Genomic DNA, 21053 nt, shown 5'->3' with positions numbered 1-21053 from the left:
GACTAAGCAGCTCAAAGTAAGTGTGGGCTGGCAGCTCAATGTGTGTTTGCTTTTAGTTAGCAAAACCATTTATTAAACCATTCATTAAACAGCGCAGCAGAAACTAAATCTTCAAATTATCACACCTTGCAAAGGGGGTTAAATACCCTTACTAGAAACGCTAAGGTATATTTTTATAAAATTAAAATGCCTAGTTACAGCAGTTTAAAGAGTGCTTGTTTTCCCATCATAAATTACGACCATAGTCTCTGTTTCTAACCTTAAGAACTTGGTGCATGCTTAAGATAATGTTTGTAGTGTGTAATTAGGAACTTATATGAAACATCAACTAGCCAAAAGTGTCGCGCTTTCTTTATTATCCCCTGTGATTGTTGGTAGTTTACTTGGCCTTTATTATGGGCTCACTATGAATGGCGATGCGGTTACCATTTTTTTACAACTACTGATGAGTGCAATCGCGAACGCACATATTGTTGGCCTTACTATGGCCGCTTTTGTCGTACCGGGTTATTTGCTTATGTTTAAGTATGCAAAAGTGAATTATTCAGGTGTACTGACTCTTGGGCTGCTCGGTGGCGCAATATTTAGTTATTTACTCAGTGCTACAACAGGCGAGATATTTTTAATTAATAGTGTAATGGCCGCTTTTGCCGCAGGACTATTTTTATTTGGCCTGCGTAAAACATCAAAAAAATAATTGCAGAAATATTAATCAAGCGTGCTGAAAAACGGCGCTATTTCTGTTTTTTTGCCTGTAAAAGGTTTCAATTTTTCACGACAAAGAGTACCTTTAGCTACTGTCTGTTTAATAAGAAGTAGTTTGGTATGCAAAAGCACGATTTTTACCAGTCATTAGTTAAGCAAACTGAATCACTAATTGCTGGTGAATCTAATGTCATTGCTAATATGGCTAACGTAAGTGCGCTATTATTTACCTCATTAGAAGATGTAAATTGGGCGGGCTTTTACTTTATGGATTCGCCAAGTGAATTAGTGCTTGGGCCTTTTCAAGGTAATCCAGCGTGTATTCGTATCCCTGTTGGTAAAGGGGTGTGTGGTACGGCTGCAGCAACGTTAGAAACTCAACTAATCGAAGATGTACATGCGTTCGATGGCCACATAGCCTGCGATGCAGCGTCTAACTCTGAGATTGTTGTACCTATCATGAAAAATGATAAAATAGTTGCTGTTCTTGATATCGATAGCCCAACTATTGGTCGATTTGATACTGATGACCAAGCAGGTCTTGAAGCATTAGTTAAATGCTTAGAGGCAAGCTTATAATGAAAGACTTGCTAAATGTTCAAGACTACCTATTCGCAGTACAAGATGTAGGCGATTGGGAAGGGGAAGAAGAACATGTAGCGGAAACGCTCAATGATTTGATTCACATAGCCTGGGATAAACTTCCAGATGATTTAGATTGTGAATCAATCGATGAAATAATAAATGGTATTTGGGAACACCTTCGAGGTGATTTGGCTGTACTTGAAGCCGACTTCGAAGAGTTAATCGACTGGGTAATACACTACGTTGACTCGTCCCTTGATGAAAAGATGTGAAAAATAGGTTCTAAAATGGAAACCACAAACAAGCTAAAAGATATTAATGAAGTGCTGGAATTTCTTTATCAAGAATTTCCACAATGTTTTAAACAAAAAGACGGTATTAAACCGCTTAAAGTCGGTATTTTTAAAGATATTGCCGAGCGTATCGAAGGGTCTGAAAAAGTAAGTAAGACTCAAGTACGTCAAGCGCTTAGAAAATACACGTCTAACTGGCGTTATTTAGAAGCTGTGACTAAGTCAGAGTTTCGTATTGATCTTGATGGCAATCAAGGTGAAAAAGTTGAGCAAGAGCACATTGACCACGCTCAAAAAGCACTAGAAGAAAGCCGTGCTAAAATGGCAAAACGCAAAAAACAACAGCGTCCACGCCAAGATTCAGATTCTAAATCTTTCAAGAAAAAACCAGCCCACGCTAGCAAAAACAATGCACAAGCTAACAAACCAGCTAAAGCAGCCCCAGCTAAACGTTCAGGAAAAGTTGAACCTTTACCTGCAAGTGAGGTCAAGGTTAATAACAAGGTTAAGGTTAAACTTGGCCAAGCACTTGTAAATGCGGTAATTACTGAAGTAAACAAAGACGAAGTTCATGTTGAATTAGTAACAGGCATGCAAGTTAAAACCAAAGCTGACAGCTTATACATTATTTAAGTTGTAAATAAATTAAGGAGTTGTGTATGAGTAAAAAGTTTACGCTCATTCCGTTAGTTGCTGCCCTGTTTTCGGGTTCTTTATTCGCTTCTGTAGAAGCGGCAAAACTTGAAGACTTGCCTGTACTTAAACAAGAAAGTCAACATGGCACTGCCAGCAAACGAGTGGCTAACTTATTTGCTCGTTCACACTATACACCGGTTCGATTTAACGATGGGCTTTCTAGCAAAGTGTACGATCGTTATATCGAATCCCTTGATTTTAACAAAAGTGTGTTTTTAGCAAGCGACATTGCAGCGTTTGAAAAATACCGCAACGATTTTGATAATGCTATTACCACCGGTAAGCTTGACTTTACGTTTGATATTTTTAACTTAAGCTTAAAGCGCCGTTTTGAACGTTATGATTACTCTTTATCACTACTCGATAAAGAAATGACGTTTGATAAAGACGATGAATACTTTTTTGACCGTGAAGATTCAGCATGGCCAGCATCGCAAGCTGAGCTTGATGAAATTTGGCGTGAACGCGTTAAATACGATGCCTTGCGTTTAAAAATGACAGGCAAAGATTGGGAAGGGATCAAAGAGGTCCTTACTAAGCGTTATAAAAATGCACAAAAACGTTTAGTGCAAACAAATTCAGAAGATGCATTTCAAATTGTAATGAACTCGCTAGCGCGAAGCATTGAGGCGCATACGTCGTACTTATCGCCGCGCCGCGCAGAACAATTTAAGATGGATATGGACCTAGAGCTTGAAGGCATTGGCGCCGTTTTAAGCCCAGATGAAGATTACACCGTTATTCGTAGCTTAGTACCAGGTGGACCTGCCGATAAAACAGAGCAGCTAAAAGCTGACGACAAAATTATTGGTGTTGCCCAAGATCAAAAAGAGTTTGTTGATGTTATTGGCTGGCGTTTAGATGATGTAGTTGATTTAATTAAAGGCCCTAAAGGCACTAAGGTACGTTTACAGTATCTTAAAGGCTCTGATGCACATGGCACGCCTAAAGTAGTTGAAATCACCCGTGATAAAATTCGCTTAGAAGATAGGGCTGCTAAATCTGAAGTATTTGAAGCGAGTTATTCAAATTTAACTTCAAAAATTGGTGTTATTGAGATCCCAGGCTTTTACAACAATCTTTCAAAAGACGTTAAAGTTGAATTAGCTAAACTAAAAGAAGAAAACGTAGACGGTATTATTATTGATTTGCGCCAAAATGGCGGTGGATCATTATATGAAGCTACACAGCTATCAGGCTTGTTTTTTGACCAAGGTCCGGTTGTACAAATTCATACACTAAATAACCGTATCGAAGAGCAAAAAGACCGTGACGGAATTACCTACTACGATGGCCCATTAACTGTTTTAGTTGACCGTTACAGTGCTTCAGCCTCTGAAATTTTTGCCGCCGCAATGCAAGACTATGGCCGCGCAGTAATTATAGGCGAGCAAACCTTTGGTAAGGGAACGGTTCAGCAGCACAAAGGCTTAGGTCGTGCGTACGATTTATACGACAACGACTTAGGTAGCGTACAATACACTATTGCTAAGTTTTACCGTATAAACGGCGGCAGCACTCAGCATAAAGGGGTTATTCCTGATATTTCATTCCCTTCGGCGATAGACCCAGCAGAATGGGGCGAGAGCAAGCAAGATAATGCATTGCCGTGGGATAGCATAGTACGAGCTAAGTACAATAGGCAGGGTAATTTAACGCCTGTAATCACTTATCTTGAAAAACAGCACGAAGTACGTATTAAGTCAGAGCCAGAGTTTGGTTACGTATTTGATGATATTGCCCGTTACAATGAAGAGAAAGACCGCAAAACTATTTCTTTAGTTGAAGCTGACCGTATTAAAGAAAAAGATGAAAATGAAGCACGTACTCTAGCGCGCACTAATGAGCGTTTAAAGCGTTTAGGTAAAGAGCCAATAGAAAACCTAGATGATGTACCTGAGGTAATTGAAGAGCTTGACCCTTTCTTAGAAGAGGCAGCACTGATCACTCAAGATTACATTAACTTTGGCCGCATCGCTAAAAAATAAACACGTGTTTACCCCGTTTAAAAGGCGCTTTTTGCGCCTTTTTTGTTACCTAAATTTCGCTAAATTGCTATAATCGCGAATTACTAAATTGAGTTACATTACTGTGGCTTAAAAAAAGCACTGATACGCTAAAAATAATAAATAACCACGCCACGATATGTGGTGTGCAGGAGTCACTATTTTGAAGCCTTTAGAAAAACCGATTAAACCCGCCTCGTTTTTTGATGCACTTGTACCTATCACTGTTTTAATTTGCCTTTTAGGCGCAGCGGTATATTTATTTGGCGATAACTCGTCATCAGGTCCTAACCAAATAGCGTTATTATTTGCCACCTTTGCTGCGGCATTAATAGGGCTAAAAAATGGCTATACGTGGAAAAAGCTTGAAGAAGCCATGATTGAAGGTATTACCTTATCATTGGGGGCTATTTTAATTTTATTAATGGTGGGTGCCTTAATTGGTACTTGGCTGTTGTCGGGTACCGTGCCAACGCTCATTTATTATGGCTTACAGGTTATTAACCCAAGCTGGTTTTACGCCGCAAGCTGCTTAATTTGTGGCATTGTTGCAATGAGTATAGGTAGCTCTTGGACCACAGCTGCCACCATAGGTGTGGCGCTTTTAGGGGTGGCCACCGGGTTAGGGCTTGATCAAACTGTGACGGCAGGTGCAGTTATTTCGGGGGCTTACTTTGGTGACAAACTCAGTCCGCTTTCTGAAACTACTAACTTAGCACCGGCTGTTGTTGGAGCTGATTTATTTGAACATATCCATCACATGTTATGGACTACTGTTCCTAGCTTTGTCATTGCATTAATCATTTTTATATTTATGGGCTTCAATGCAACGGCTTCTAACGAAGCCGGCAGGATTGACGAAATAACAGCGATTTTAGAGCAAAACTTTAATATTGGCTTTGAAATGTTAATTCCATTAATTGTGCTGCTAGTTTTAGCTATTAAAAAAATGCCAGCGTTTCCGGCAATTTCAATTGGCGCTGTAATTGGTGCTGTGTGGGCAATGTTGTTTCAGTCTGATTTAATTGCGACACAAATTGACCTTTCTCAGGGTGAGTTGGTTGGTTATTTTAAAATTATTTGGACGACTTTTTTCGATGGTTTTAGCATCGACACGGGTGATGACAAAATGGATTCATTGCTCAGTGGTGGCGGTATGGCAGGGATGTTAACTACAACATGGCTGATCATGACAGCTCTTATGTTTGGTGCCATTATGGAAAAAACCGGTTTATTAGATATTTTTGTTAAGAGCATTTTAAAAATAGCAAAAAGCACAGGCTCGCTTATTACATCAACCATTGCTACTTGTGTGGGCACCAACTTAATAGCGGCTGATCAATACATTGCTATTGTAGTGCCAGGTCGTATGTTTAAAGAAGAATATAAAAAGCGTGGTTTAAAGCCCGTTAATTTATCGCGTACTTTAGAAGATGGCGGCACAATAACAAGCCCGCTAATTCCGTGGAATACCTGTGGTGCGTACATGCAAAGCGTTTTATTAATAAACCCATTTGACTATGCCTTGTATGCTTTCTTTAATTTAATAAACCCTTTCTTAGCCATTATTTATGCGTACGTAGGCATTAAAATTTTACGCATTGAACCCAAGCAACCTGCTTAAATCTAAATAGCTCCTTTTTTAAGGAGCTTTAGTTGGAGTAACTATGACTGTTTCAGCAAAGCCAAAAGTGCAATACTTAAAAGACTACACTGCGCCTAATTTTTCTATAGAGCACACTGAACTCACTTTTGACTTACAACCACTAAATACAAAAGTGACGGCGCTTCTAACACTTAAAAGAACAACAAATCAAAACTCAGCGCTTGTGTTAGATGGCATAGACTTACAATTAGTGGAGCTGCAAGTAGATAATGTTGCTTATACTAATTATAAGATTGAAGGTGAGCACCTAATCATTAATGATTTACCTCACACATGCCAGCTTAAAATTGTTACAGAAATTTCTCCTGATACAAATACCTCTTTAGAAGGCTTGTATCTATCTGGTGGAGCGTATTGCACGCAATGTGAAGCACAAGGTTTTAGAAAAATAACCTACTTTTTAGACCGCCCTGACGTACTAAGCACGTACGATGTGACGATTATTGCTGATAAAAGCTTTAAGCATTTACTGTCAAATGGTAACCAAATTGACAGCGGTGAAACAGCTGATGGTCGCCATTTTGCTAAATGGCAAGACCCATTTAAAAAGCCAAGTTACTTATTTGCATTAGTAGCGGGTGATTTTGATGTACTAAAAGACACTTACACAACAAAAAGTGGGCGCGAAATTGAGCTTGCGTTATTTGTTGATAAAGGCAATTTATCTAAAACACCACATGCAATTAACTCATTAAAAAAAGCCATGCATTGGGATGAAACACGCTTTAACCTAGAATATGACTTAGATATTTACATGATTGTTGCCGTAGATTTTTTCAATATGGGAGCAATGGAAAACAAAGGGCTAAACGTATTTAATAGTAAATGCGTATTGGCTAACCAAGAAACCGCCACCGATAAAGATTATCACACGATAGAGTCGATTGTTGGTCATGAGTATTTTCATAACTGGACGGGAAACCGTGTTACCTGTAGAGACTGGTTTCAGCTATCGTTAAAAGAAGGGCTCACAGTATTTAGAGACCAAGAATTTAGTAGCGATTTAGGCTCACGCGCACTTAACCGCATTGATGCCGTTAAAGTAATGCGCACACATCAGTTTAGTGAAGATGCGGGGCCAATGGCGCACCCAATTCGTCCTGAAAAAGTTATCGAAATGAATAACTTTTATACCGTAACGGTGTACGATAAAGGGGCTGAAGTTATCCGCATGATGCACACCCTGTTAGGTGAGGTTAACTTTCAAAAAGGGATGCAGCTTTACTTTGAACGCCATGATGGTCAAGCGGTTACCTGTGATGATTTTGTTGCTGCAATGAGTGATGCTTCAGGCATAGATTTAACGCAATTTAAGCGTTGGTATAGCCAATCTGGTACACCACGATTAAATGCAACACAGCACTATGATCACGATAAGCAACTTTATACTTTAACAATTGAGCAATCAGCTCCGCTAAATCAGCCAGATAATAAGAGCCTTCACCTTCCATTTGCCATCGAATTATTAGATGAAAATGGGCAAAGTATTTCACTTACTTATCAAGGTGAAAAACGCGACCACGTGCTTAACGTAACTGCGCCAACGCAAACGTTTTACTTTGATCAAATACCTGCTCGCCCAGTGGCTGTACTACTTGAAGATTTTTCTGCGCCCTGTATTTTAAGCCAGCAAAATTCAGAACCTGATTTACTGCATATTATGCGTTTTGCGCGCAGCGATTTTTCGCGTTGGGATGCGCAGCAGCAATTATTTATTAATGCAGTTAAGCAAGCAGTTAATGCACCTGAACACGCAACATTAAGTGAAAACGTTATTAATGCACTCCGTGTGTTAATAAGCACACAAAGTGGCGATTTAGCACTGGTAGCAGAGCTTATAAAACTGCCAAGCTTTGACACCTTTGCCACTGAGTTTGACATAATTCCTGTTGACGAAATCATTACGATCACAAGGTTGTTTGAGCAACAGATTGCCGAGCAATTATCTGATGAGCTTTTACATTGTTACAGCTCGTTAGTAGATGATGGCAGTATAAATGCAGATGCAGTGGCTATAAGAGCGCTTAAAGGTGTTTGTTTACATTACTTAGCTAAAATACCTTCTGAGCAAGTTGACCGCTTTATTAAAGAATCGGCAGATTCACCGAATATGACCAATGTTTTAGCTTCATTAAGTGCGGTAGTAAAAGCATCACACCCATTAAGAACAACGTTGTTAGATCATTTTGATAGCCAGTGGCGTCATGATGTTTTAGTTATGGATAAATGGTTTGCGCTGCAGGCTATGCAATCTGGTGATGATGCTATTGAGAATATAAAAGCGTTGTACGCGCATCCTAGCTTTGATTTTTCAAATCCAAATCGTGTACGGGCATTAGTGGGCAGCTTTAGTCATTTTAATACCGCACAATTTCACCGAAAAGATGGTGAAGGTTACGCATTATTAGGTGATTTACTTATTAAGCTAAACGCGATTAATCCGCAAAATGCCTCTAGAATGTTAACGCCTTTCATGTCGTGGAAACGCTTTGACACAACCCGTGCTCAAGCAATGAAAGCACAGTTGCAACGCTTAGCAAACCTTGAAGGATTAAGTGCTGATTTATTTGAAAAGGTTGAAAAAGCGCTTAATTAAATGATTGAGTATTACTTCTCTTTACACCTGAGCTATAACAAATGCATGGACTACTACCATGGTCGTTTTAGCTCAGTACAAGTGGTTGAGGATAACGGTAAAACAATACGTTTTGCCGCCTCGCACTTACGCCCTTACATTTCATCTATAGGAATAAGAGGGCGTTTTAGACTTTTACTTACCCCCGAGAATAAATTTATTCGCCTCGAACGTATCGCCTAACCTGCTGTTTTTATGTTATAGATACATAAAAATATTATCTTTTTGTTAATTTCAATTTGTTCTATTGTTAATTTACGTGTATAAATTATCTGGTATGACGTCTTACCAATACGTAAACGTCAGCTCAAAAAATATAATAATTGATTGAACGCGACCATTTGTAATTTTTTATAATCGCTTCTATCGTTAAGATTACACTAAAAACAATAACTTGATCACACATAATTACCCACGACAGGGGGGATACACAATGATAAGAAGATCGCTTTTTGTTAAAAACAAAATAGCTATAGGTTTAGCAGCCGCAAGCTTAGGTTTATCTGCAGCAGCGAATGCAGCAAATTTTGAGGTAGGGGGCTTTGATGTCACCTTCGACTCAACTTTTTCCTATGGTCAAAGCGTCCGTGTTGAAGACAGAGATTTCGACATTATTGGTAAAAGCAATAATCCTGCATTTGATTGGACTGGGTATAATCCTTCATTAAATACAATTTATTCTTCTCAAGATGTTTGGGCTCAACCAGGCTCTTACTCTAATAATGGCGATGCAGGTAATCTTAATTTTGATAGCGGTGATTCGTTTTCAAAATTATTGAAAGGAACACACGACCTTTCAATTAGTAAAGATAACTACGGCTTATTCACACGTTTTATGTACTTTTACGATTTTGAGTTAATGGATGGTGATAGAGCCTACGTTAACCCAACCTCAGGACAAGGCGTAGATCCATGTGATGATGACGACACAAAAGAGCAAAGCTGTGCCGACATTCGTTTATTAGATGCCTACGTTTGGGCAAATTTTGACTTAAACGATGGTAATAACCCGCTGTCAATTCGCCTTGGTCAACAAGTAGTTAACTGGGGTGAGAGTACACTTATCTCTCATGGTATTAACGTAAACCCGGTCGATATTGACCGCTTAAAAGCGCCAGGTGCTGAGCTTAAAGAAGCATTTATTCCTGTAGGTATGCTTTGGGCGTCATTAGGGATCACTGAAAATATTACTTTAGAAGGTTTTTATCAGTACCAATGGCATGAAACACGCCTACCGGCTGCGGGTACTTATTTTTCTACCAATGACTTTGCAGCAGAAAACGGCTATCAGCAAAATGTACAGTTAGGTTTTACTTCAAACCCTGACATTGATATGGCCTTTTTAACCGACAGCCTTAATAACCTTTATACTAATTTTGCTCAGGTAGCCGCTGCACAGGGTATTGACCCAACAAGTGCTGAAGGCCAAGCCCTGCTTGCAAACATGTATTTAGCTCATCCAACTAAAGTTGCGCTTAAAGGTAAAGGCGATAACGGTAAAACAGAGCCAGATGACGGCGGCCAATATGGTTTACGTTTAGGTGTATTTTTACCAGAGTGGAACGACACAGAAGTGGCGTTATACCACGTTAACTACCATAGTCGACGTCCGCTAATTTCTGGTCGTGTATCTAACTTTTCTCAAGCTGCCATCGCACAAGATTTAGCGATGATTGCAACAACAGAAATTACAGATGACAACGTGGCAGATTTAGTTGCGTTTTCAAAAGCAGAAAATGATTACCCAGAAGATATTAAACTTTACGGTTTAAGCTTTAACACCACAATTGGCGAAACCGCGTTTGCTGGTGAGTTTGCATTTCGTAAAGACGAACCGTTACAAATTGATGATGTAGAGCTACTTTATACCGCCATGCCTGAACAATTGGCGCTTGCCGGTATTCGCCCAGACTTTGCGGGTATTTCGCAAATGAGTTTTGGTGATGCGATTAGCTCTGTAGCGGCAGGTGAAGTTGCACAAGGTTATATTGAACGCGACACATCACAAATTCAGTTTACTGCAACACATTTATTTGGCCCGTCATTAGGTGCTGATAGCTGGGCTGTAGTAGGTGAAGTAGGTGCTGTGAAAATTCATGATATGCCTGATTACGACGAAATGCGTTTAAATGTGTCGGGTACAGGTCGAAGCGGTGTGATCACAGGCCCAGGCACTACTGACTACACAACATTACAACTAGGCCTTTCTAATGGCCCAGAAGAAAAGTCGTTTGCAACGGCCTCATCTTGGGGTTACCGCTTAATTGCTAAAGGTGATTACTTTAACCTTTACAATGGTATTAACTTCTCTCCACGATTTGTATTTTCTCATGATGTAAACGGTAACACCCCGGATCCTATGTTCTTGTTTATTGAAGACCGTAAATCGTTGGGTGTAACAATGAACTTTAATTACCAAAATGCATGGTCACTTGATGTGAGCTACAACTCATTTTGGGGTGGTGGCGATATTAATACTTTCTCAGATCGTGACTACGTTTCTTTCAATTTAAAATATTCAATTTAGGGGTAATATTAGTATGATTAAAAAACCTACCCTCATCGCTACCGCTTTGTGTAGCATGTTTTTAAGTTCAGCGGCAATGGCAAAAATGAGCGCTGAAGAAGTTGCACGTTTAGGACAAGACTTAACGCCATTTGGCGCAGAAAAAGCAGCCAATGCTGATGGGTCAATTCCAGCGTGGAATGGCGGTATTACATCTGCACCTGAAGGTTATGAGCCAGGCATGCACCATTTAGACCCGTATTCTGCGGACAAAGTGTTGTTTACCATTGATAAAACAAACCTTGATAAGTACAAAGCTAACTTAAGCCCTGGTCAAATTGCTTTATTTGAAGCATACCCAGATACGTTTAAAATGCCTGTTTATGAAACGCGCCGCTCTGCGTCTTATCCACAGTTTGTATACGATGCAACAAAAGAGTTTGCTGCAACGGCTGAGCTTATTGAAGGTGGCAACGGAATAAAAAATACCGCAATTGGTATTCCATTTCCTATTCCTAAATCTGGCTTAGAAGCTATTTGGAATCACTTATTACGCTATCGTGGACAATCAATAGAGCGTTTTGGTGGACAAGCTGCACCCACCGCATCGGGTTCGTATAACTATGTAGGCTTTGATGAACAACTATTGGTTAAATATTCAGATCCTAAAGCGACCCCTGCAGAGCTTCAAGACTCAAACATTTTGTTTAAATTTAAGCAAAAGGTGACAGAGCCAGCACGCCTTGCCGGTACAGCGCTACTTGTACACGAAACCATGGATCAAATTTTAACGCCTCGCCAAGCGTGGACATATAACTCGGGTCAGCGTCGTGTTCGTCGTGCACCAAATGTTGCATATGACGCTCCAGGTACAGCCGCAGATAGCTTACGTACTACTGATGATTTTGATATGTTTAATGGCTCACCTAACCGTTACAACTGGACGTTAAAAGGTAAGCAAGAACTATATATTCCGTACAATAGCTACAAGTTACACAGTGATAAACTAGAGTACGACGATATTTTAAAACCAGGCCACATTAACCCAGAGCATACGCGTTATGAAAAGCACCGTGTATGGGTGGTTGAAGCTAACTTAAAAGATGATACACGCCATATTTATAAAAAACGCGTGTTTTATATTGATGAAGATAGCTGGCAAGTACAAGTGACCGATATTTATGATAATCGCGACCAGCTTTATCGTGTAGCAATGGCATATGGCTTAAACTACTACGAAGTACCTACGCAGTGGAGTACCTTAGAAGTGTATCATGATTTAAATTCGCGCCGTTACTTAGCTATTGGTTTAGATAACCAAGAAAAAATGTACGACTTTTCAGAGTCGTTTAACGATAACGAATTTACTTCAAGCGCATTACGCCGTGAAGGTAGATAACAACGTAATATGCAGCTAACAGCCCGTTAGCTGCTTTTTTCTTTCTCATCGCGTTTGTCTATACGACACGCAGGATTTTCCTCAGCAAACAGACAAACAATTCTTCAGTTCAAGGCGATTAAAATTTATGAAGTATTTGGTATATGCCAGCCTGATCATAAGCGGTGCGAGTATTGCACAAGATGCTCCTCAGTATGCTATTAGCGCAATCAACGCAAATAAAACCCTACTAACTGATATTACGAATACAGGTGCAGGTTTAGTGGCTGTAGGTAAGCACGGTACGGTAATAACAAGCAAAAACGCTGAGCAATGGCAGCAAGCGCAAAGCGTCCCTACACAGGTATTGCTAACGGCTGTCGATTTTTCTAATGAAACTCATGGGTGGGCGTGCGGGCACGATGCCACAATAATTAATACCACCGATGGTGGTTTAAATTGGCAATTACAACAAGCAAAGCCAGAGCTTGATAAGCCGTGTTTAGATATTTACTTTGAAGATGACTCAAATGGTTTTGCTGTTGGCGCTTATGGCATGTTTTATCAAACCAGTGATGGCGGCAAGCACTGGCATAAACGCTTTTTAGACTCTTTACTGTTTAGTGAAGACAGAGAGTATTTGAATGAGTTAAAAGAAAATGACCCTCAAGGCTACGAGGCTGAAACAGCATCTATACTGCCTCATTTTAACCGTATTGAAAAAACAGACAGTGGTTTGATGTTAGTCGGTGAAATGGGGTTAATGGCCAAAAGCAGTGATAATGGTCAAACATGGCAACGCCTTGATGAAATTTACCCGGGTTCTTTTTTTGCGGTAGCATCAGATGCGCAGCAAGAGATTGTGGCAGGGCTCAGAGGAAATGTATTTGCTAAAAATAAAAATGAACAACAATGGCAGCATTTTGAAAATGTTAAAACGGCCACGGTTAATAACATCATAAATTATAATAATGAGCATTGGTTACTGCTGGCAAATAGTGGTGTGATCTTTCATTTAAAAGACGGCTTACTTACACATGAACAACGCCCCGATGGTAAAGCTATTCTAGATGGCGTAATAATTAATAATAAATTGGTCATGGCAACAGAAGATGGCATTAAAGTGAAGGAGTTGAACCCTTAATGCATACGTTTTTAGATTTTTTAGAAAAGGCAGTGTTTAGACACCGTACTATCATGTTGATCGCTTTTGCGCTAATCACATGTTTTTTAGGCTATAAAGCCACTCACATTGAACTAGACGCCTCGTTTAACAAAAATATTCCGCTAAATCACGAATACATGAAAGTGTACACCAAACACGAAAAACAATTTGGTGGAGCAAATAGCATTTTAATTTCGGTGTGTGATGACAGTGGTAACATTTTTAACCCCGAATTTTTCACCCAATTAAAAGCAGTACACGATCAACTGTATTTTATTCCTGGTGTAAACCGCCCATTAGTTAACTCTATTTTTGCGCCCAGTGCGCGTTTTGTCGAAGTGGTTGAAGATGGTTTTGCTGGCGGCCCAATTATTCCTGCAAACTTTAAAGCTGACCAAAAAGGTTTAGCGGTAGTTAAAGAAAACATTGAAAAAGCAAAAGTAGTAGGGCGAATGATTGCCAGCGATTACTCATGTGCCATGGTGACCGCGCAGCTACTAGAAACCGACCCGCAAACTCAGCAAAAGCTAGATACACTGGCATTTGCAGATAAGTTAGAAACGCAAGTAAGAGAGCCTTTAAGTACAGATAAAGTCAGTATTCATATTATTGGATTTGCCAAAATGGCCGGCGATATCGCTCAGGGGGCAAAAGGTGTGGTGCTATTTTTTGCTATTGCCATTGGTTTTACCTTTATTATGGTTTGGCTATTTTGTGGCAGTTTAAAGCTCACCATTTTACCTATAGCGTGTTCAATTATTGCCGTAATCTGGCAAATGGGTTTGCTGTCGAGTTTAGGTTTTGGACTCGACCCTATGTCTATATTGGTGCCGTTTTTAGTATTTGCGATTGGTGTAAGCCACGGCGTGCAGATGATCAACGCCATTGGTAAAAAAGTAGGTGAGGGCAAAAGTACCCGCATTTGTTGTCAATCAAGCTTTAGAGCATTACTTGTACCTGGTGGTATTGCGCTGCTTTCAGACACGGTGGGCTTTTTAACCCTGCTGACTATTGATATAGGTATTATTCGTGAACTTGCAATCACAGCAAGTTTAGGTGTTGCGGTTATTATATTTACTAATTTAATTTTATTGCCAGTGTGGGCCTCGTATATGAATTTTGCCAACACTGTGCATATTCAATCAGGCGATGCGCAAAAGCCAAATATGCTAGATGCGATACGCGATTTATTAGTAAAAGCCACAGACCCTAAAACCGCAAAAATGATTATTGGTTTTACCCTGGTGTTATTTGCCTTAGGTTACTGGCAAGCAGATAAAATGCGAATTGGTGATTTACATGCAGGTGCGCCTTCGCTGCATCAAGATGCTCGCTACAATCAAGATACTTTTTTAATATCGGACAAATACACTATTTCGTCGGATATTTTAAAAGTGATTGTTGAGGCTTACCCAGCGGCGTGTACAGAGCACGATGTGATGGCGCGCATTAGCCGTTTTCAGTACAAGGTAGAAAACGTGCCAGGCGTACAATCGGCGGTTAGTTTAAGCTCTGTGGCGCAGTCGGTTAACGCAGGTTACAACGAAGGTAACTTAAAATGGCAAAGCTTACCGCGTAATTCAGCCAGCTTAGTGCAATCAACAGCCCGTGTAGAAACAAGCACAGGGTTACTCAATGGTGATTGCTCAGTCATGCCGGTGATTATATTTTTAGATGATCACAAAGCAAATACAATCGATACCGTTATTCAACGTGTTAAGCAATTTGCACAAGAAGAAGGCACAGACAAGTTAGCCTTTAAGTTAGCGTCTGGGCCTGTAGGGGTGATGGCGGCAACAAACGAGTCTGTTTCTGCGGCGCAAATTCCGATGATGCTGTACGTTTACGGCGCGGTTATTATTTTGTGTTTGTTAAGCTTTAAGAGCGTAAAAGCGACAATCGCAGTGGTATTACCTCTGTATATTGTATCAACTCTTGCACAAGCACTTATGGTGCAATTAGAAATTGGCTTAACAGTATCTACTTTACCTGTTATAGCCTTAGGTGTAGGTATTGGTGTGGATTACGGTATTTATATACTTTCTTCGATGATGGGCCAACTTAAGCAAAACGTACCGCTGAGCGTGGCGTACCGTAATGCCCTTGTTGAGCGTGGCAGTGCTGTATTGTTTACCGGTATTACCCTTGCGATAGGTGTGAGTACGTGGATATTCTCTGATCTTAAGTTTCAAGTAGATATGGGAATACTGCTTACCTTCATGTTTTTAGTAAATATGTTAGGTGCGGTACTGCTTTTACCCGCAATTGGTAGTCTGCTGTGGACCGACCAGAAAAAATAAAGTGAATAATTGTGCTCCTAAATGACCTGTAATGGTCATTTATATCTATATTTTGTGAATAGATGACCAAATAGCTGAAATGCTTAAAATGTTTTCATCGAAAAGGCTGTTTATTAGCGCTAAAAGGGTTAGAATTTAACTGACTCCACGCTAATAAATGGCTGTACAAATATTCTGCTTAACTAAAAGCAGTAATAGATTAAGGAACATACAATGACACGAAATGAAGGCCAAGCCTCGGTTATCCTAGATAATGTCTGTAAGCTTATCCAGAAAAAAGTTCACGCTGATAATGTGTTACTCGTTGAGAAATTCGCCAAAGCCTTGTACAGCAATATGTCTAAAGAGGATTTGGCAAATCGCAATGATAGTGACCTATACGGTGCTGCACTCAGCCTTTGGAATGCACTAGAAAAAAACACCACGGACGACGCAGTAATTCGCGTTTTCAACCCTGAAGTAGCAAAAGATGGCTGGCAGTCATCACATACAATTGTAGAAATTATTGCTAAAGATATGCCATTTTTAGTAGATTCTGTTCGTATGGCTATGACCCGTGAAAATATAGCTTCTCACTTATTACTTCACTGCCCACTAAAAATTCAGCGTGACGATAACGCTAAAATTTCTGGTTTATCAAATTTAAAAGCAGAGCAAGAATCAACCTCTACTAAAACAGTGTTCTTTATTGAGATTGACCGCCAAACCGATGCATCTGTTATTGCTTCTTTCAAAAAAGAGCTCGAATCAGTATTGGTTGATGTTTCTATTGCGGTAGATGATTGGCAGCCAATTCGCGAAAAATTAGTCTCTGTTACTAAAGAAGTACCAAAACGTAAGCACAATAAAAATAAAAACGAAGTATCTGAAGCCGTAGAGTTTTTAGATTGGCTGGCTAAAGATAACTTTACTTTAATGGGCTATCGCGAGTACGAGCTTACCCCTGTACAAGGTGATTACCAGTTAAAAGGTAAAATGGACACCAGTCTCGGCCTGATGAAAAATTCAACCGATGAGCACACACGTTTATTATCTGAATTACCAGAATTTGCTCGCCAAGAAGCCCTCAGCAGTAACTTATTAGTATTAACAAAAACGAACTCTGTATCGCGCGTTCATCGCCCAGCGTACATAGATTACGTTGGTATTAAACGCTTTGATGATGAAGGCAATGTGGTTGGTGAAGACCGTTTTATCGGCCTATTTTCATCAAGCTTTTACAACAACAGCGCAGCAGATGTGCCTGTTCTAAAAACTAAAATTAACCGCATCATGGATATGTGTGACTTTGCTAAAGGCACCCATGCATACAAAGCGGTACTTAATATTTTAGAAACGTACCCACGTGATGAATTAGTTCAAGCTCGCGAGAGCGAGTTACTCGAAGTAGCAATGGGTGTTTTACAAATTCAAGAGCGCGACATGTGTCGCTTGTTTGTTCGTAAAGACGCCTACGGACGTTTCTTCTCTTGTATGGTGTACGTTCCGCGTGAGCGATATAACACAGCGCTGCGCCGAGAAACACAAGACATTTTAGCTAACGCCTTTAATTCTGACGAAAAAGTCGAATTTACTACCTATTTCTCTGAGTCAACACTGGCGCGTACACATTACACCGTTCGTGTGACCGATAACAATATCGAATATAACGTGAAAGACATCGAAAACAACCTAGTAGAAGCTGCTCGTACATGGGAAGATAAATTACAATCTGCACTGTTAGAGTCAGCAGGGGAAGCCCGCGGTAATGAGCTAAATCGTAAATATTGCAACGCGTTTGCACGCTCTTACAAAGATGAAGTACTACCGAGTGCTGCGGTTGTAGATATTGAAAAACTAGAATTGTTAAACGACGAGAACAAGCTAGAAATGCTGTTCTACCGTCCGCAAGAAGAAGCTAACAGCAATATTGTACGCCTAAGCTTGTTCCATAAAGATGAGCCAATTCACTTATCTGATGTTATGCCAATGCTAGAAAACTTTGGTTTACGCGTTGTAGGTGAAACGCCATATTCTGTTAAAACAAGTGATGGTCGTATCAATTGGATCATGGACTTCTCTATGCTGATTGACAGCAAAGGAATGGCCGACTTTGATAAGATTTCTGCTCGTTTTCGCGCTGCATTAACTAATGTATGGGGCAACCGCCTTGAAAACGACGGCTTTAACCGCTTAGTATTAATGGGTGGTTTAACAGGTCGTGAAGCTTCTATATTACGTGCCTATGCAAAATACATGCGCCAAATTGGGGTTACCTTCTCGCAGACCTACATTGAAAGCACGTTTGCAAACTACCCGCATATTGCTGCGCAAATAGTTAACTTATTTGCTAAAAAATTCTCAGTAAAAAGCCCTGCAAGCCCTAAAACACTTGAAAAATTAAGTGCACAAATTTACTTAGAGCTTGAAAACGTAGCGAACCTTGATGATGACCGTATTATACGTTTATATGTAGATATGATTGTGGCAACACTGCGTACTAACTACTTCCAAAAAGATGAAACAGGTCAGTTTAAATCTTACGTGTCGTTTAAAGTACAGCCTAGCTTAATTCCTGATATGCCGCTTCCGCTGCCAGCATTTGAGATTTTTGTATACTCTCCGCGTGTAGAAGGTGTGCATTTACGTGGTGGTAAAGTTGCTCGTGGTGGCCTTCGTTGGTCAGACCGTCGTGAAGATTTCCGTACTGAGGTACTCGGCTTAGTAAAAGCACAACAAGTTAAAAACACCGTAATTGTTCCGGTAGGTTCTAAAGGTGGTTTTGTATGTAAGCAGCTACCGAGTGAACGCGAAGCCTTTATTAAAGAAGGTCAAGAGTGTTACAAGATTTTCATTCGTGGTTTATTAGACATTACCGATAACATTGAGCGTGGTGAAATTGTACCGCCAACTAATGTAACACGTCACGATGAAGACGACCCATACCTAGTAGTTGCAGCCGATAAAGGTACAGCTACCTTCTCTGATATTGCTAATGGTATTGCTAACGAATACAACTTCTGGCTAGGTGACGCGTTTGCATCAGGTGGTTCAGTAGGTTATGACCATAAGAAAATGGGCATAACAGCAAAAGGTGCATGGGAGTCTGTTAAACGTCATTTCCGTGAAATGGATATTGACTGTCAAACTACCGATTTCACTGTGGTTGCTATTGGTGATATGGCCGGCGATGTATTTGGTAACGGCATGTTATTGTCTAAGCACATTCGCTTACAAGTCGCGTTTAACCATATGCACATATTTGTAGACCCTACACCAGATGCAGCGACCTCTTACCCAGAGCGTGAGCGCTTGTTTAACCTGCCTCGTTCATCATGGGAAGATTACAATAAAGATCTGATTTCAGCGGGTGGTGGAATTTTCTCGCGCGCAGCTAAATCGATTTCTTTAAGCCCAGAAATGAAAAAAATGCTTGGCACTAAAAAAGCAAGCATGACACCGAACGAGTTGATCAAAGCCTCATTAATGATGGAATTTGATTTACTGTGGAACGGTGGTATTGGTACTTATATTAAAAACAGCCACGAAACAGACGCTGATGTAGGGGATCGTGCAAACGATGCGCTGCGCATAAACGGTAAAGACCTAGGCGCTAAAATATTAGGTGAGGGGGGTAACTTAGGTGCAACCCAATTAGGGCGTATCGAGTTTGCAGCCAAAGGCGGGCGTGTAAATACCGACTTTATTGATAACGTAGGCGGTGTTGCGTGTTCAGATAACGAAGTAAATATTAAAATTTTACTTAACGGCTTAGTTTCAGAAGGGGATTTAACACGTAAACAACGTGATGAGTTACTTTACTCTATGACCGACGAAGTATCTGAGCTTGTACTTAAAGATTGTTACCGTCAAACACATACATTGTCGATTACTCAGTCTAAAGGTGCATCAACTCTTAAAGAGAAGATCCGCTTTATTCATGCCCTTGAAAAAGAAGGCAAGCTAAACCGTGCAATCGAGTTTTTACCAACTGATGAAGAGTTAGCAGAGCGCGCTGCAGCAGGTAAAGACCTAACACGTCCAGAGCTTTCAGTATTAGTTTCGTACGCTAAAATGGTGCTTAAAGAGTCTTTAGTAACAGATGAAATTACTGAAAACCCTTACTACCGTCAGCTACTAGTTAAGTCTTTCCCGCGTCCACTGCGTGAAAAATTTAACGACGCGATGGATAACCACCCACTGCGAAAAGAAATCATTGCAACAAAACTGGCGAACAATATCGTTAATGACATGGGCTTAAACTTCATGGTACGCATGAACGAAGAGACCGGTGCTAACGAAGCTGAGATCGCAATGTGCTACTCAATTGCGAGTGAGATTTTTGAAATGCGTGAAACCTGGTCATCAATCAGCGCGCTAGATAATAAAATCCCAGCAGCAGTTCAAACCGAAATGCTGTACCAATTACGTCGTACTGTTCGCCGTGCAACACGCTGGTTCTTACGTCATCGTAATAAGTCACAAACAATTGAACAAGCTATCGAGTTCTTTGCACCAACGTTTAAAGATTTAAGCGAAAACTTAAATACGTACATGCAAGACAAAGAACACGAATGTTTAACTGGCAAAGCAAATGAGCTAGTTGAAAAAGGTGTACCTAAGCAAATTGCTAAGCGTATTATTGACCTTTCTAGCCTGTTCTCTGTAATGGATATTGCTGAAATAGCGCATAATTCAGGCCGCAGTGTGGCGATGGTATCTAATACCTACTTTAAACTTGGCTCGCGTATGGGCTTACACTGGTTCTTAGATCAAATTACTAACCAGCCTGTTTCTAATCATTGGCAAGCACTTGCCCGTGCGTCGTACCGTGAAGAGCTTGATTGGCAACAACGTACGCTTTCTCATGTTGTGCTAAACAGCTTTGAAGGTGACGAAAACGATGTTGATAATCAAATCGATCAGTGGATGGCAAGCCAAGATCTGCTGCTACAGCGTTGGAAGCAAATGTTAGCTGAATTTAAAACCTCGCAAAGTCACGACTTTGCTAAGTTCTCAGTTGCACTGCGCGAATTAATGTTGTTAAGCCATAACTGTGATACATCAGGAAAATAATTTAGCTTTAATTGGTTATTTATTCAGTAAATAATCAGTTAATTGTTAAAATTGTTATACAAT

At 40.2% G+C, this 21053-nt stretch carries 13 protein-coding genes; all 13 read left to right on the top strand.

All coding sequences use genetic code 11. The annotated features are described in order from the left end of the window. The first annotated feature begins 316 nt into the window (after positions 1-316). A complete protein-coding gene (locus tag PSH48_RS03240) occupies positions 317-697 on the top strand; it encodes a hypothetical protein (RefSeq protein WP_024033524.1) in 381 nt (126 codons plus the stop codon). 128 nt (positions 698-825) lie between these two features. Further along, positions 826-1284, top strand: a complete 459-nt coding sequence (locus PSH48_RS03235; RefSeq protein WP_004586714.1) for a GAF domain-containing protein — start codon at positions 826-828, stop codon at positions 1282-1284. Beyond that, positions 1284-1562, top strand: coding sequence for a hypothetical protein (locus PSH48_RS03230; protein ID WP_004586713.1), 279 nt, complete (start codon positions 1284-1286; stop codon positions 1560-1562). The genes PSH48_RS03235 and PSH48_RS03230 overlap by 1 nt, the downstream gene beginning before the upstream one ends. A gap of 15 nt (positions 1563-1577) precedes the next feature. Next, positions 1578-2216, top strand: a complete 639-nt coding sequence (proQ, locus tag PSH48_RS03225) for an RNA chaperone ProQ (RefSeq protein ID WP_004586712.1) — start codon at positions 1578-1580, stop codon at positions 2214-2216. A gap of 26 nt (positions 2217-2242) precedes the next feature. Beyond that, positions 2243-4267 carry a carboxy terminal-processing peptidase gene (prc, locus tag PSH48_RS03220; protein WP_126007209.1) on the top strand — a complete coding sequence of 675 codons (2025 nt, stop codon included), beginning with the start codon at positions 2243-2245 and terminating at the stop codon, positions 4265-4267. 181 nt (positions 4268-4448) lie between these two features. Next, the gene (gene nhaC, locus PSH48_RS03215; RefSeq protein ID WP_171036153.1) at positions 4449-5909 is read left to right on the top strand and encodes a Na+/H+ antiporter NhaC; all 1461 of its coding nucleotides are present in this window, start codon (positions 4449-4451) and stop codon (positions 5907-5909) included. Between the two features lie 43 nt (positions 5910-5952). Further along, entirely contained in the window at positions 5953-8547 is a 2595-nt protein-coding gene (gene pepN / locus PSH48_RS03210; protein WP_273610889.1) for an aminopeptidase N, read from the top strand. Continuing rightward, positions 8548-8769, top strand: coding sequence for a DUF2835 domain-containing protein (locus PSH48_RS03205; RefSeq protein ID WP_024033528.1), 222 nt, complete (start codon positions 8548-8550; stop codon positions 8767-8769). It begins immediately after the preceding gene. A gap of 250 nt (positions 8770-9019) precedes the next feature. Continuing rightward, entirely contained in the window at positions 9020-11113 is a 2094-nt protein-coding gene (locus tag PSH48_RS03200) for a DUF1302 domain-containing protein (protein WP_004586707.1), read from the top strand. Between the two features lie 13 nt (positions 11114-11126). Further along, positions 11127-12491 carry a DUF1329 domain-containing protein gene (locus PSH48_RS03195; RefSeq protein WP_024033529.1) on the top strand — a complete coding sequence of 455 codons (1365 nt, stop codon included), beginning with the start codon at positions 11127-11129 and terminating at the stop codon, positions 12489-12491. A gap of 127 nt (positions 12492-12618) precedes the next feature. Next, entirely contained in the window at positions 12619-13614 is a 996-nt protein-coding gene (locus PSH48_RS03190) for a WD40/YVTN/BNR-like repeat-containing protein (protein ID WP_273610888.1), read from the top strand. Beyond that, positions 13614-15935, top strand: coding sequence for an efflux RND transporter permease subunit (locus PSH48_RS03185; protein ID WP_096041646.1), 2322 nt, complete (start codon positions 13614-13616; stop codon positions 15933-15935). The genes PSH48_RS03190 and PSH48_RS03185 overlap by 1 nt, the downstream gene beginning before the upstream one ends. 213 nt (positions 15936-16148) lie before the next feature. Beyond that, positions 16149-20990 (top strand): NAD-glutamate dehydrogenase, encoded by a 4842-nt coding sequence (locus PSH48_RS03180; protein ID WP_121637544.1) that lies wholly within the window; start codon positions 16149-16151, stop codon positions 20988-20990. Positions 20991-21053: the final 63 nt, after the last annotated feature.

It is taken from the genome of Pseudoalteromonas sp. Angola-4, from assembly GCF_028599265.1.
In the GTDB taxonomy this organism is placed as follows: domain Bacteria; phylum Pseudomonadota; class Gammaproteobacteria; order Enterobacterales; family Alteromonadaceae; genus Pseudoalteromonas; species Pseudoalteromonas atlantica.
This window is presented reverse-complemented; position numbering and strand designations above follow the sequence as displayed.